Below are 13,684 nucleotides of genomic sequence, written 5' to 3'. Positions count from 1 at the left end.
ATCATTCCTGGCAGTTACAGTCATTGCTGTGTACGTCGGGCATGGTGACAATCAATCTCTGTTTTTGTAGATGGATCCGGTATGTCGCAGCATGTGTTTTTTGCCCACGCCAATGGTTTCCCTTCGGCCACCTACGGCAAGTTGTTTGCCGCCCTGGCGCCGGAATACGCAGTGGCTCACCTGCCGCAACACGGTCACGACCCCAGGTTTCCGGTGGACGATAACTGGCAGAACCTGGTGGACGAACTGATCCATCATCTGGAGCAGCAACCGGAACCAGTGTGGGGTGTGGGCCATTCCCTTGGGGGCGTCTTGCACCTGCACGCGGCCATGCGTTGCCCGCAGCTGTATCGCGGCGTGGTGATGCTGGATTCGCCGGTGCTGACGCGTGCCGACCGCTGGGTGATCCGCGCGGCCAAGCGCTTCGGGTTTATCGACCGCCTGACCCCGGCGGGGCGCACCCTGGGGCGGCGCGAAGAATTCAGCGACCTGGACGCCGCACGCAGCTATTTCGCCGGCAAGACCCTGTTCCGTGGCTTTGACCCGGAATGCTTCGACGCTTACCTGCAACATGGCCTGCATCAGGTGGGCGATCGCCTGCGCCTGCGCTTCGACCCGGCCACCGAAATCAGCATCTACCGTGGCGTGCCCCATACCAGCCCCGGCCAGGTGCGCCAATTGAAAGTGCCGCTGGCCGTCGTGCGTGGCCGGCAGAGCCGGGTGGTGATGCGTCACCACGCCAGCGGTGTCGGGCGCCTGCCCATGGGTGAAATGCTCACCATGCCCGGCGGCCATATGTTCCCCCTTGAACGCCCCCAGGACACCGCGGCCTTGATCAAGCAGTTGTTCTCCCGCTGGGAAGCCCGCGAGCAGAGTTGCGCATGAGCACGCCGGTTGAAGAGTTGCGCTTGAGCCTGCCGCATATCGAACTGGCGGCCCATCTGTTCGGCCCCGAGGACGGTTTGCCGGTGATCGCCCTGCATGGCTGGCTGGACAACGCCAACAGTTTTGCGCGACTGGCGCCCAAACTTCAGGGCCTGCGCATCGTTGCCCTGGACATGGCCGGGCACGGGCATTCGGCGCATCGTCCTAGCGGCGCCGGTTATGCCTTGTGGGATTACGTGTATGACGTGCTGCAAGTCGCCGAGCAGTTGGGTTGGAAACGTTTTGCATTACTTGGCCACTCCCTCGGCGCCATCGTGTCCCTGGTGCTGGCGGGGGCGTTGCCGGAGCGCGTGACGCACCTGGGATTGATCGACGGGGTGATCCCGCCGACCGCCAGCGGTGAGAACGCCGCCGAGCGGCTGGGCATGGCCTTGCAGGCGCAATTGAACCTGCAGGACAAGCGCAAGCCGGTCTATAACACCCTGGACCGAGCGGTCGAGGCGCGCATGAAAGGCGTGGTGGCGGTCAGTCGCGAAGCCGCGCAACTGCTGGCCCAGCGCGGTTTGATGCCGGTGCCGGGCGGCTACACCTGGCGTACCGACAGTCGCTTGACCCTCGCTTCGCCGATGCGCCTGACCGACGAACAAGCCATGGCTTTCGTACGGCGCGTCAGCTGCCCTACGCAGTTAGTGGTGGCTGCCGACGGCATGCTGGCGAAACATTCAGAATTGCTTTCTCAACTACCCTTTACGGTCACCACGCTGCCGGGTGGCCATCATTTACACCTGAATGATGAGCCCGGCGCGGTCCTTGTTGCAGACTGTTTCAATCGGTTCTTCACCACGCCTTGACTTGGCGCGGTCAACTGCCGAGGCTGGGCGGATTGAAAGGGAGTCAACCATGAACCATCTCAACACCGCTGTGCGCTCCGATGGCCAGGGCTCATTGATCCGATGAGCCTACGTAAAGGATCTATCCGTGCCCTCGGGCTGTGCTGTTTCAGTCCCCTGGTGTTCGCCGCCGATGTGCCAGGAAGCCAGGATTTACCGGCAGTGTCACGTCAGGTCGACTCACAGATCGTCGACTACCGCCCCGCCGAAGAGAAGGAACGCATCTACCCGATGGGCGCGATCCGCAAGATCAGCGGCCAACTGCGTTACGAAGGGCAGGCCACCGCCCGTGGGCACGCCACGGCGATTACCTATGAACTGCCCGCCGAGCACACCTCCAGTGCTGCGTTTACCGCTACGCGTGAAGCGTTGCAGGCGAAGGGCGCGCAGCTGTTGTTCTGGTGCCAGGCCCGCGATTGCGGCGAAAGCAGCCTGTGGGCCAATGAAGTATTCGGCAACGCCAAGCTCGTCGGTGCCGATGGTCAACAGGAATACCTGCTGCTGCGCCTGGCCGCCCCGCAGGACAACTCCCTGGTGGCGCTGTACGGCATCACCCGTGGCAATCGCCGCGCCTATCTGCATGTGGAACAACTGGACGCCAACGCGCCGCTGGGCAACCTGTTGCCCACCTCGGCGACCCTGCTGCGCGAGTTGAAAAGCACCGGCGAGCTGGATTTTCCAGCGCTCGGCGGCGACCCTGACGACACCTGGCTGACCCTGATTTCCCGTGGGTTGAACCTTGACGCCACCTTGCGCGTCAGCCTGGCCGGCCCGAATGCCGAAGCCTGGCGCCAGGCCCTGGTCGACAAAGGTGTGCGCGCCGCGCGCATGGAAACCGGCACCGCTGAAACCAAAGGGCTGCACCTGCATCTGATACGCTGACCGTTACGAGGCGAACGGACCCGCGCCGTTCGCCTAAGCTCTCTTCCTACAGCCTTCCTCTAGAGATACTCCATGCTCAATAACGATCGCCTGCTGGTGCAAATCCTGCTGCTGGTGCTATTCGGTGCCAGCTTCTGGGTGATGGCGCCGTTCTGGTCGGCGCTGTTCTGGGGCGCGGTGCTGGCGTTTGCCAGTTGGCCGTTGATGGTCCTGCTCACCCGCTGGCTGGGTGGGCGTGAATCCCTAGCCGCCGGTATCCTCACGTTGTGCTGGATGTTGCTGGTGGCATTGCCGCTGGTGTGGCTGGGTTTCAACCTCGCGGACCATGTGCGCGATGCCACGGCATTGATCAAGGATATCCAGGTCGATGGCCTGCCGGCGGCACCGACCTGGCTCGGCTCGATCCCGTTTGTCGGCGAACGGCTGGTGGCAATGTGGGACAGCATCGACCAGCAGGGCGCGGCCTTGATGGTGAGCATCAAGCCGTACCTGGGGCAGGTCGGCAATTGGCTGCTGGCGCGCAGTGCACAGATCGGTGGTGGCATCCTGGAACTCACCCTGAGCCTGGTCTTCGTGTTCTTTTTCTACCGGGACGGGCCGCGCCTGGCCATGTTCGTCCATCGCCTGCTGGAGCGCTTGATCGGCGACCGCGCCGGCTACTACATCGAACTGGTGGCGGGGACGGTCCAACGGGTGGTCAACGGCGTGATCGGCACCGCCGCCGCCCAGGCCGTGCTGGCGCTGATTGGTTTCCTGATCGCCGGCGTCCCAGGTGCGTTGGTGCTGGGTATTGTCACCTTCCTGCTCAGCCTGATCCCTATGGGCCCGCCGCTGGTGTGGATCCCGGCCACCGCCTGGCTGGCCTGGAAGGGCGACTACACCTACGCGGTGTTCCTTGGCGTGTGGGGCACCTTCATCATCAGCGGCGTGGACAACGTGCTCAAACCCTACCTGATCAGCCGTGGCGGCAACCTGCCGCTGGTGATCGTGCTGCTCGGGGTGTTCGGCGGCTTGATTGCCTTTGGTTTCATCGGCCTGTTCATCGGCCCGACCTTGCTGGCGGTGGCCTACAGCTTGTTGATGGATTGGAGCGCGACCCAGGCCCAGGGGCGTCGTGAAGACAAGCCGCTGTAACGGTGGTGTGAGGGCTCATGGGGGGTGGGCTGTCTGTGGTAAGGGGTTGGATCTCAGGTCCTCGGTAACCACATCACCGCAGTCAACCCACCGCCTGGGGTTTCCTCAAGCTCCAGTCGACCGCCGAGACGTTCCGCCGCCTCCTTGGAAATCGTCATGCCCAGGCCGACCCCGCCGGAATTGCGATTGCGTGAGCCTTCCAGCCGATAGAACGGCTCGAACACCGCCTCGCGTTTGTCTGCCGCAATTCCCGGCCCGTGGTCGATAACGCGAATGACCAAGGCTTCACGGCTGTCTTGCAGTTCGATGCGCGCAGTACCGGCATAACGCAAGGCATTGTCGATCAGGTTGTTGAGGCAGGAACGCAGGGCCATCGGCTGCACCTGCAAGGGCACGCAGCTGCCGGCGAATTGCACATCGCAGCCTTGGTCCTGGGCGTTCTCGCTCATCGACTCCACCAACGCCTGCACATCCAGCCAATGCCGGGTTTCGCTGGTGCGTTGTTCGTGCAGGTAGCTCAGGGTGGCGTCGAGCATGCCGATCATGTCGTCCAGGTCCTGGCGCATCTGGCCCTGCAGCTTGGTGTCTTCGATCTGTTCCAGGCGCAGCTTGAGGCGTGACAGCGGGGTGCGCAGGTCATGGGAGACGGCACCGAGCATGCGCGCACGTTGGCTGACCTGTTCGCGGATACGCCGTTGCATCAGGTTGAAGGTCGACGCCGCTTGCTGAGCCTCCCGCGGTCCCGATTCGTCGAGGGGCGGGCTGTCGAGGTCCAGGCTCAAGCGCTCGGCGGCGTCGCTGAGGCGTTGGATCGGTCGGCTCAACAGTTTGGCGCCGTACCAGGCGGCGATAATCAGCGAGACAAATTGAAACGTCAGGGGCACCACCGGGCCGCCAAACCAGGGGCGATGGTGCTCCTTGCGCAGCGGCACCAGCCTGCCGTCCGGCTGCTCGATAAACTGTTCAGGCGGTGGGGGGGGCGGTTGGCCGTAATGGTGGAACCAGAAGAACGCCAGCGCATGGGCCAGCACGATAGCCACCAGCAACACGCCGAACAGCCGACCGAACAGCGTGTTGAAGGGGGCACGCATCAACCGATATCCCGCGCATCGAACAGGTAGCCTTCGCCCCGCACGGTCTTGATCAGTTGCGGCGCCTTGGGGTCATCGCCGAGTTTTTGCCGCAGGCGCGAGACCAGCAAGTCGATGCTACGGTCAAAGGCTTCGATCGAGCGACCACGGGCGGCATCCAGCAATTGCTCGCGGCTGAGTACCCGGCGCGGGCGCTCGATAAACACCCACAGCAGGCGGAATTCGGCGTTGGACAGCGGCACTACCAGGCCATCATCCGCCACCAGCTGGCGCAATACGCTGTTGAGGCGCCAGTTGTCGAAGCGGATATTGGCACGCTGTTCGGTGCGGTCATCGCGCACCCGGCGCAAGATGGTCTGGATACGCGCCACCAGCTCACGGGGTTCGAACGGCTTGGACATGTAGTCGTCGGCGCCCAGCTCCAGGCCGATGATGCGGTCGGTGGGTTCGCAGCGGGCGGTGAGCATCAGGATCGGGATATCCGATTCCGAGCGCAGCCAGCGGCACAGCGACAGGCCGTCCTCGCCAGGCAGCATCAGGTCGAGCACCACCACGTCAAAGGTTTCGGCTTGCATGGCCTGGCGCATGGTCGTGCCGTCGGTCACGCCGGTGGCGAGGATACCGAAGCGTGCCAGGTAGTCGATAAGCAGTTCGCGGATCGGCACATCGTCGTCAACAATCAGCGCACGGGTGTTCCAGCGCTTGTCATCGGCGATCACCGCGCCTTTTTGCTCGTCGTTCACAGGGGCGGAAGGGGTCTGCATAGTGTGATCATCTGCCTGGTTGTTGCGGTCAGCATAGGCGCCCAGCCACATGGCTGGAAGTGCTGGTCGGTGGGTCGTGCGAGCGAGGCTAGCGGTGGGGCGTGTTGGGGGCATGTCGTGAATGTATCTGTTTTGAAACAATTGCCCAAAAAATGCCCGCTCAAGGGCGGTTGGGCAGTATTTACCGATCATCGGATCCCGCAACGGCGCTGCGTGCGCTACAATCCGCGCCGATTTCGACTTGCCTGAGAGCCCATTCCAATGTCCGTCTGCCAGACGCCTATCATCGTCGCCCTGGATTACCCCACCCGTGACGCCGCACTGAAGCTGGCTGACCAGTTGGACCCGAAACTGTGTCGGGTCAAGGTCGGCAAGGAGCTGTTCACCAGTTGCGCCGCGGAAATCGTCGGCACCCTGCGTGACAAAGGTTTCGAGGTGTTCCTCGACCTGAAATTCCACGACATCCCGAATACCACCGCCATGGCGGTCAAGGCCGCCGCCGAAATGGGCGTGTGGATGGTCAACGTGCACTGCTCCGGTGGCCTGCGCATGATGACGGCCTGCCGTGAAGTGCTGGAACAGCGCAGCGGCCCTAAACCTTTGCTGATCGGTGTGACCGTGCTGACCAGCATGGAGCGCGAGGATCTGGCCGGTATCGGCCTGGATATCGAGCCTCAGGAACAGGTGCTGCGTTTGGCCGCCCTGGCGCAGAAAGCCGGCCTTGATGGCTTGGTGTGTTCGGCGCTGGAAGCCCAGGCGTTGAAAACTGCGCATCCATCGCTGCAACTGGTGACTCCGGGGATTCGTCCGGCGGGGAGCGCCCAGGATGATCAGCGCCGTATCTTGACCCCGCGTCAGGCGCTGGACGCGGGTTCGGATTACCTGGTGATTGGGCGTCCGATCAGCCAGGCGGCGGATCCGGCCAAGGCGTTGGCTGACGTGGTCGCCGAAATCGCCTGATTGTCAAAGGTGGGAGGGGGTAAGCCCTCTCCCACATTCAGATCTCCAACCTCTAGATCTATCGCTTGTCAGCTGACCTTGAGCACCAGCTTTCCGAAGTTCTCGCCGTTGAACAACTTCATCAGCGTCTCCGGGAACGTTTCCAGCCCCTCCACGATGTCCTCCTTGCTCTTGAGCTTGCCCTGCGCCATCCAGGCGGCCATTTCCTGGCCGGCGGCGGCGAAATTTGCGGCGTGATCCATCACCACAAAACCTTCCATGCGCGCGCGATTGACCAGCAGTGACAAGTAGTTGGCCGGGCCCTTCACGGCTTCCTTGTTGTTGTATTGGCTGATGGCACCGCAAATCACCACGCGGGCCTTCAACGCCAGGCGGCTGAGCACCGCGTCGAGGATATCGCCACCGACGTTATCGAAATACACGTCCACCCCTTTGGGGCACTCGCGTTTGAGTGCGGCGGGCACGTCTTCGCTTTTGTAGTCGATGGCGGCGTCGAAGCCCAGTTCGTCCACCAGGAACTTGCACTTGTCGGCGCCGCCGGCAATGCCCACTACGCGGCAGCCTTTGATCTTGGCGATCTGGCCGGCAATGCTGCCCACGGCGCCGGCTGCGCCGGAAATCACTACGGTTTCACCGGCCTTGGGCGCGCCGGTGTCCAGCAGTGCGAAGTAAGCGGTCATGCCGGTCATGCCCAAGGCAGACAGGTAACGGGGGAGGGGCGCGAGTGTCGGGTCCACCTTATAGAAGCCGCGTGGCTCGCCGAGGAAGTAATCCTGCACGCCCAAGGCGCCGTTGACGTAGTCGCCGACCGCGAATTTCGGGTTGTTCGAGGCAATCACCTTGCCCACGCCCAGCGCACGCATCACTTCACCGATGCCGACCGGCGGAATATACGACTTGCCTTCATTCATCCAGCCACGCATGGCCGGGTCGAGGGACAGGTATTCATTGCGCACCAGCACTTGGCCGTCCTGGGGGGTACCCACCGGTACTTCCTGGTAGGTGAACGTCTCCCGGGTGGCCGCGCCGACCGGGCGCTTGGCGAGCAGGAATTGGCGGTTGGTCTGGGCGGTCATGGCAGCGACTCTTCTGGAAATGAACCTGAAGTGATAGACCTTGAACGGGTAGAGGGCAAGGTTCACCGAGGGCGCGAATGCCGTTCGATAGACAGTGCTGATAATCGGGTAGTGGGTCTTATCACTGCGATTCATGCAGCGCCAACCGGCCTTTTGATAGTGCTGACGCGCCCGGCGCGGCGTTGGCTAGACTCGACCCACTGCTATTCCCCAACAGGACATCTTCTTTATGAGCATGACGTTTTCCGGCCAGGTCGCTCTGGTAACGGGTGCCGCCGCCGGTATCGGCCGCGCTACCGCGTTGGCGTTCGCCGCCGAAGGCTTGAAGGTCGTGGTCGCCGACCTGGATGCGGCGGGCGGCGAGGGCACCGTTGCCTTGATTCACCAGGCCGGCGGCGAAGCGCTGTTTGTACGCTGCAACGTCACGCTGGAGGGGGAGGTGCAGCAATTAATGGCCCAGACCCTCGCCGCCTATGGCCGCCTGGACTATGCCTTCAATAATGCCGGGATCGAGATCGAGAAGGGTAAGCTGGCTGACGGTAGCCTGGATGAGTTCGACGCGATCATGGGCGTCAACGTTAAAGGCGTGTGGTTGTGCATGAAGCACCAATTGCCGCTCTTGCTGGCCCAGGGCGGCGGCGCGATTGTCAACACCGCGTCGGTCGCGGGGCTGGGCGCTGCGCCGAAGATGAGCATTTATGCCGCGTCCAAACATGCGGTGATCGGCCTGACCAAATCGGCGGCCATCGAGTATGCGAAGAAGAAAATCCGCGTCAACGCGGTGTGCCCGGCGGTGATCGATACCGATATGTTCCGGCGTGCCTATGAAGCCGACCCACGCAAAGCCGAATTCGCCGCCGCCATGCACCCGGTCGGGCGCATTGGCAAGGTCGAGGAAATCGCCAGTGCGGTGCTGTACCTGTGCAGCGACGGTGCGGCATTTACCACTGGCCAGGCGTTGGCGGTGGACGGTGGCGCGACGGCGATCTAGGACCTCACGTCGCTCTCCATTCGAAAACGTTTGGGGGGCTGTGGGGCTTTTCCATAGCTGGCAGTGTGCCCTGTCAGAATGTGTATCATTAGGTAAATAATCCAATAGAATCAATACTTTAATAAAACTTGGCGACGGGTCGACAAGGGCTTCTGTGCTTAACTGTTCCGGGTTGAATAACAGACAGTTGAAGTGAGTGGCGCATGGATTTAGGGATCGATCGACAAGCCCTTGTACCGGTGGTGCAGCAGATCATCAGCGCAGTGGCGCAATGGATTCGCACGAGTGGGGCGAGCCCTGGCACACGCTTACCGTCCATCCGCCAGGTGGCCCTCGATAACCTGCTCAGCCAGTCCAGCGTCATTGAGGCGTTCGAGCGGATGGTCGCCCAGGGCTTGCTGGTGTCCAAGCAGGGGGCAGGTTTCAGGGTGGCCCAGCCGCCGCAGGCGCACGAAGGCCAGTGGTACGAAGGTGCTGAGCGGGAATGGGGGGCTTTCGCCGATAACCCATTGGGCGAGCTCAAGCTGGGTTGCGGCTGGTTGCCGGATGCCTGGCGCGAAAGCGATGACATCAGTTACGCGATTCGTGAAGTCACCCGTACCGACACCGCCGGGCTGTTCAACTACAGCCCCCCATTGGGTCTGCCGGCGTTGCGTGAGCAACTGCTCAAGCGCCTGGCCCAGGCGCATATTGCCAGCAGCGTTGACCGTATCCTCACCACCGCAGGCGCCAGCCATGCCCAGGACTTGCTGATACGCACACTGCTCAAGGCCGGTGATTGCGTGGTGGTCGAAACGCCGGGGTACGGCAACCTCTATCGGCAACTGGCATTCCACGGTGTGCAGTTGCTGGAAGTGCCGCGCACGCGGGGTGGCCCGGACATTCCTGCACTGGAAACCCTGCTGCAGCGGCATCGGCCCAAATGCCTGTTTATCAACAGCCTGTATCACAACCCGACCGGCTCCAGCCTGTGTCGCGAGGTGGCGGAGCGTTTATTGGCGCTGGCGCACCGCGAGAACTTCCTGATTATCGAAGAGGACGTGTTCGGCGACCTGCAACACGCCAGCTGCACGCGGCTGTCGGCAATGACCCATGATGATCGGGTGATCTACGTCGCGAGCTTTTCCAAGACCCTGAGCAGCGCCTTGCGCGTGGGCTATCTCAGTGCCAGCACGGCGATCATCACTCAATTGACGAGCCTCAAGACGTTGACCGGCTTCGGCACCTCGCGGTTTGCTGAAGCGGTGGTGGCCACGCTGCTGGCTAATGGCACCTATCGTAAGTGGGTGCAACGCTTGCGCAAGCGCTTGAGTATGGAAATGGCGGCGACCTTGCAAGTGCTGGAAGACGAGGAGTGGGAGGTGTTCGCCACTCCCGCCGGCGGTATGTTCTTGTGGGCGCGGCCTGGGCAGGCGGATCAATCACGGCTGCAGGCGTGTGCCCGGCGTCTCGGGGTGTTGTTATCGCCGGGTGCGTTGTTCAGCCCGACCAGCGAACCCAGTGAGTGGCTACGCATCAATGTGGCCTATGCTGCTGATCAACGGGCTTTGGCATTGTTCCGCGCCATGGGACCCGCCAGATCGACATCGATCATTCTGAAAACGACGAACCTGTAGCTTTTTGCCATTATTGTGGCGCCAACGACTTGTGCTCAGGGCCTTGTGGTTGCCAATCTCGCCGGTGTAAACCGGGCTCGATGGCAATTGCCATTGCAAGAGGATTCAAGTGCAATGATTTCGGCCGTGCAACGACAATTCGCCAACCTCGGTATGGCAAAAAAACTGGGCTTGGGCTTCACCCTCGTGCTGCTGTTGACGGCCTTGGTCGCGGCGATCGGCGTGTGGTCCCTGCAAACCGTTGGCCAGCGTTTCGAAGGCCTCAAGGTCATGTCGTCGCTCAACAGCGGCTTGCTCAAGGTGCGCCTGATCGAGCAGAACTATGCGTCGCATGCCGACCCCAAGGACGTCGACGCGCTGCATGAAAGTGTCGATGCCTTGGCGGCCCTCGCCGCCAGCCTCAAAGCCGAATCGGCCGCCAACGTGCCGGTCATGGCCGAGGTCGAACAGGCCCTGGCCGCTTATCGCAAGGCGTTCGATGAGTTTGTCGAATTGACCCAGACCAAGGACCTTGCGTTGGAAATGGCCAGTTGGTCGGTGTCCAGCGTGGCCAATAACCTCGACGTATTGCAGGCCGGGCTGGCAGACGACGGCGCTTATGGCCTTAAGGAAAGCCAGGGCAAGGAAGGTGCCGAGTTTATCGAGCAGGCGGGGCAGGTCAGCCAGGTGTCGCGGCTGATGCTGCAAGCCATGAACGAAGCTCACGTACGCCTGGACCAGAGCCGCAAGGCGGACCAGGACGACGCCGAGCAAGGCAAGATCGAGCAGGCTGACCAGGCGCTGGCTCAGGTTGAGCAACTGAAGACCTCGGTCAAGGACTCCGGCTACCAGACGGTGCTTAACGAAGTGGCTGGGCATATCGCCGCGTTCAGCGAGAAGCTCGGTGAGTACACCGGCCTGCTGGCGCAGGAGAAGGTGGTCTACACGCAATTGCATGATCGGGCCGAGCAAGTGGTCGGCCGGGTCAATCAGGCCTATGCCGCCGAAGACCTGTCGATGCAGGCGCAGTTGAAGAAAAGCGCGATGCTGATCATCGGCTCTTCGGCCCTGGCCTTGCTGGTGGGGTTGATTGCAGCGTGGGTGATTACCCGGTTGATCGTCGCGCCGCTGCGCAGTGTGATCGCCGTGGCCCAGCAGATTGCCGCCGGTGACTTGAGCGGGCGCATGGAGGTCAGCCGCCGCGATGAAATCGGCCAGTTGATGCAGGCAATGCAACAGATGGGCAACGGCCTGAGCCAGATGGTCAGCGGTCTGCAAGCCGGTATCGAGCAACTGGCCAGCTCGGCGCATTCCTTGTCCAGTGTGACAGAGCAGACCAACGTCGAAGTCAGCAGCCAGAAAGAAGAAACTGAGCAGGTTGCCACGGCGATGAACCAGATGACCGCCACCGTGCACGATGTGGCGCGCAACGCCGAGGAGGCTGCGCAGGCCGCACAGACGGCGGACGACAAAGTCGACAGTGGCCAACAGGTGGTGCGCCAGAGTTTGCAGCGCATCGAGTTGCTGGCCACCTCCAGCACACGCGCCAGCGCGAGCATCGAGAGCCTGAGCACCGAGATCCAGCATATCGGCACCGTGTTGAGTGTGATCAAAAGCGTGGCCGAACAGACCAACCTGCTGGCCCTCAACGCCGCTATCGAAGCCGCGCGTGCCGGCGAGCAGGGGCGCGGTTTTGCGGTGGTGGCCGATGAGGTGCGGGCCTTGGCCAAGCGCACCCAGCAATCCACCGAAGAGATCGAGCGGCTGGTCAGCACCTTGCGCAGCGCGGCACAGTCATCGGTGCAGCAGATCCAGCAAAGCGGTGAGCTGGTGAAACTGGCGGTAAGTGATGCGCTGGAAACCGAAAGTGCCCTGGGCAGCATCGCGGTGGCGGTGTCGTTGATTCAGCAGATGAACCAGCAGATTGCTGCAGCGGCCGAGCAACAAAGTTCGGTGGCCGAAGAGATCAACCGCAGCGTCACCAGTATCCGTGCCAGTGCCGATCAGTCGGCGCTGAGCATGCAGGGCAACGCCGCGTCGAGTATTCAACTGGCGCAGTTGGGGGCCGAGCTCAAGGGGATGGTGGGGCACTTCCGCCTGTGATCACCGCGCCTGCGCAGCGATCACAGGGGAGGGTGGTCAGGCGTGGTTGGCGAGAAAGGTCAGCAGGGCTTCGTTGACGAAGTCCGGGTTTTCCCTGGCGCTGATATGCCCGGCTTGCGGGATCAGGATCAGGCTGCAACCAATCAGTTCGGCCATTTCCTCGGACTCGGCGGGTGGGCGCGGTTTGTCCTGTTCGCCGCACATCACCAGTGTGGTGTCGGCGTCCAGGCGTGGCAACTGCTCCAGCACAGCCTCGCGGCTGAAGATCAAGCGGCCCAGGGGCACGATGCTCTCCAGTAGGCGCTCTTTGGAGTAGCCCTGCAATTGTTTGCGGAAGTCCTGGTACAGCGCGGATTCGCGGTCGATGTTCGGGCGGAAGAAGATCGGTGCGATCACGTCCAATAAAGGCTCAGGGATGGCGCCGGCATCTTCAATCATCTTGAACAGTGAGAAATAGTACTGGCGCGTGGCCTCGGGCTCGGCGCCCAGGTACGTGTCCATCAGCACCAGGCTGTTGATCCGCTCGGGTGCCCGCAGTGCCAGGCGTGCGCCCCACATGCCGCCGACCGAGAGCCCCACCAGGTTGATCTGTGCGATGTCCAGATGGTCCAGCAGGGCCAGGGTCTGGCGCGCAAGGTCGTCGAGGGAGTGAGTTTGCGTCGGCAACGGGCCTGATTCGCCATGCCCCCATAGCTCGGGCACGATCACACGGTACTGTTGCGAAAGGGCTTCGATCTGCGGCGCCCACATGTCGCGGTCCCACAGGTAACTTGAGCCCAATAGGACGACAGGGCCGGAACCCTGGTCGACGTAGTGCAGCGGTTGTCCATCAATGACGGCGACAGGCATAGCAGGCCTCTGACTTCATGGAGTGAGGGGCACTTTTTTACGCTAGTCGGGGGCGGGGGGATAGGTGCAAAGTGATGGCATGTGGTGAACTGTGTTCGCCAGATGGGCAGCGAGGGAGCTTGCTCCCGCTGGCGGCCTGGCAGACGACGGCCATCTAACGGTTAGGCCGCGATCCAAATGTGGGAGGGGGCTTGCTCCCGATAGCGGTGTGTCAGTCGATTCATCAGGTGACTGATTCAGTGCCATCGGGGCCTCGGTATCTACACAATTCTGGGTATGGCGCAGGACCTGTGGCGAGGGAGCTTGCTCCCGCTGACGGCCTGATAGCCCACCGCCATCTAACGGTTAGGCCGCGATCCCAATGTGGGAGGGGGCTTGCTCCCGATAGCGGTGTGTGAGTCGATTCATCAGGTGACTGATTCAGCGCCATCGGGGCTTCGGTATCTACACAATTCTGGGGATGA

12 protein-coding genes and 1 pseudogene are annotated in these 13,684 nt (G+C 62.3%); 9 read left to right on the top strand and 4 right to left on the bottom strand.

Going from position 1 to position 13,684, the window contains the following annotated elements; translation table 11 throughout:
- The first annotated feature begins 81 nt into the window (after positions 1–81).
- The 4 genes from AO064_RS07290 to AO064_RS07275 all read left to right on the top strand — a co-directional run bounded on the left by AO064_RS07290 (position 82) and on the right by AO064_RS07275 (position 3,791).
- A complete protein-coding gene (locus AO064_RS07290; protein WP_064052875.1) occupies positions 82–885 on the top strand; it encodes an alpha/beta fold hydrolase in 804 nt (267 codons plus the stop codon).
- Entirely contained in the window at positions 882–1,736 is an 855-nt protein-coding gene (locus tag AO064_RS07285; RefSeq protein WP_064052874.1) for an alpha/beta hydrolase, read from the top strand. The genes AO064_RS07290 and AO064_RS07285 overlap by 4 nt, the downstream gene beginning before the upstream one ends.
- A gap of 102 nt (positions 1,737–1,838) precedes the next feature.
- A complete protein-coding gene (locus tag AO064_RS07280; protein ID WP_064052873.1) occupies positions 1,839–2,657 on the top strand; it encodes a DUF4892 domain-containing protein in 819 nt (272 codons plus the stop codon).
- A gap of 72 nt (positions 2,658–2,729) precedes the next feature.
- Positions 2,730–3,791, top strand: coding sequence for an AI-2E family transporter (locus AO064_RS07275; RefSeq protein WP_012723115.1), 1,062 nt, complete (start codon positions 2,730–2,732; stop codon positions 3,789–3,791).
- Positions 3,792–3,844: 53 nt separating this feature from the next.
- On the opposite strand, the gene AO064_RS07270 is transcribed toward AO064_RS07275, so the two are convergent.
- Together AO064_RS07270 and AO064_RS07265 are read right to left on the bottom strand one after the other, a co-directional pair.
- The gene (locus AO064_RS07270) at positions 3,845–4,882 is read right to left on the bottom strand and encodes a sensor histidine kinase (RefSeq protein ID WP_046033839.1); all 1,038 of its coding nucleotides are present in this window, start codon (positions 4,880–4,882) and stop codon (positions 3,845–3,847) included.
- Positions 4,882–5,646, bottom strand: a complete 765-nt coding sequence (locus tag AO064_RS07265) for a response regulator (protein WP_043206166.1) — start codon at positions 5,644–5,646, stop codon at positions 4,882–4,884. The genes AO064_RS07270 and AO064_RS07265 overlap by 1 nt, the downstream gene beginning before the upstream one ends.
- A gap of 261 nt (positions 5,647–5,907) precedes the next feature.
- On the opposite strand from AO064_RS07265, the gene pyrF reads away from it, so the two are divergent.
- The gene (gene pyrF / locus AO064_RS07260) at positions 5,908–6,606 is read left to right on the top strand and encodes an orotidine-5'-phosphate decarboxylase (RefSeq protein WP_012723118.1); all 699 of its coding nucleotides are present in this window, start codon (positions 5,908–5,910) and stop codon (positions 6,604–6,606) included.
- A 68-nt stretch (positions 6,607–6,674) separates the two neighbouring features.
- On the opposite strand, the gene AO064_RS07255 is transcribed toward pyrF, so the two are convergent.
- Positions 6,675–7,682, bottom strand: coding sequence for an NADP-dependent oxidoreductase (locus AO064_RS07255; RefSeq protein ID WP_064052872.1), 1,008 nt, complete (start codon positions 7,680–7,682; stop codon positions 6,675–6,677).
- A 229-nt stretch (positions 7,683–7,911) separates the two neighbouring features.
- On the opposite strand from AO064_RS07255, the gene AO064_RS07250 reads away from it, so the two are divergent.
- The 4 genes and pseudogenes from AO064_RS07250 (at position 7,912) to AO064_RS31730 (ending at position 12,371) form a co-directional block, all read left to right on the top strand.
- A complete protein-coding gene (locus tag AO064_RS07250; protein WP_012723120.1) occupies positions 7,912–8,673 on the top strand; it encodes an SDR family oxidoreductase in 762 nt (253 codons plus the stop codon).
- Positions 8,674–8,876: 203 nt separating this feature from the next.
- On the top strand, positions 8,877–10,289 hold the full coding sequence (locus tag AO064_RS07245) for an aminotransferase-like domain-containing protein (protein WP_064052871.1): 1,413 nt from the start codon (positions 8,877–8,879) through the stop codon (positions 10,287–10,289).
- Between the two features lie 114 nt (positions 10,290–10,403).
- Positions 10,404–11,465 (top strand): annotated as a pseudogene (locus AO064_RS31735) (HAMP domain-containing protein); the annotation flags it as partial.
- The gene (locus tag AO064_RS31730) at positions 11,454–12,371 is read left to right on the top strand and encodes a methyl-accepting chemotaxis protein (RefSeq protein ID WP_370636081.1); all 918 of its coding nucleotides are present in this window, start codon (positions 11,454–11,456) and stop codon (positions 12,369–12,371) included. The pseudogene AO064_RS31735 and the gene AO064_RS31730, both read left to right, overlap by 12 nt.
- A gap of 36 nt (positions 12,372–12,407) precedes the next feature.
- On the opposite strand, the gene AO064_RS07235 is transcribed toward AO064_RS31730, so the two are convergent.
- The gene (locus AO064_RS07235) at positions 12,408–13,220 is read right to left on the bottom strand and encodes an alpha/beta fold hydrolase (protein ID WP_064052869.1); all 813 of its coding nucleotides are present in this window, start codon (positions 13,218–13,220) and stop codon (positions 12,408–12,410) included.
- Positions 13,221–13,684 lie beyond the last annotated feature (464 nt).

This window comes from Pseudomonas marginalis, from assembly GCF_001645105.1.
Classification (GTDB): Bacteria; Pseudomonadota; Gammaproteobacteria; order Pseudomonadales; family Pseudomonadaceae; genus Aquipseudomonas; species Aquipseudomonas petroselini.
This window is presented reverse-complemented; position numbering and strand designations above follow the sequence as displayed.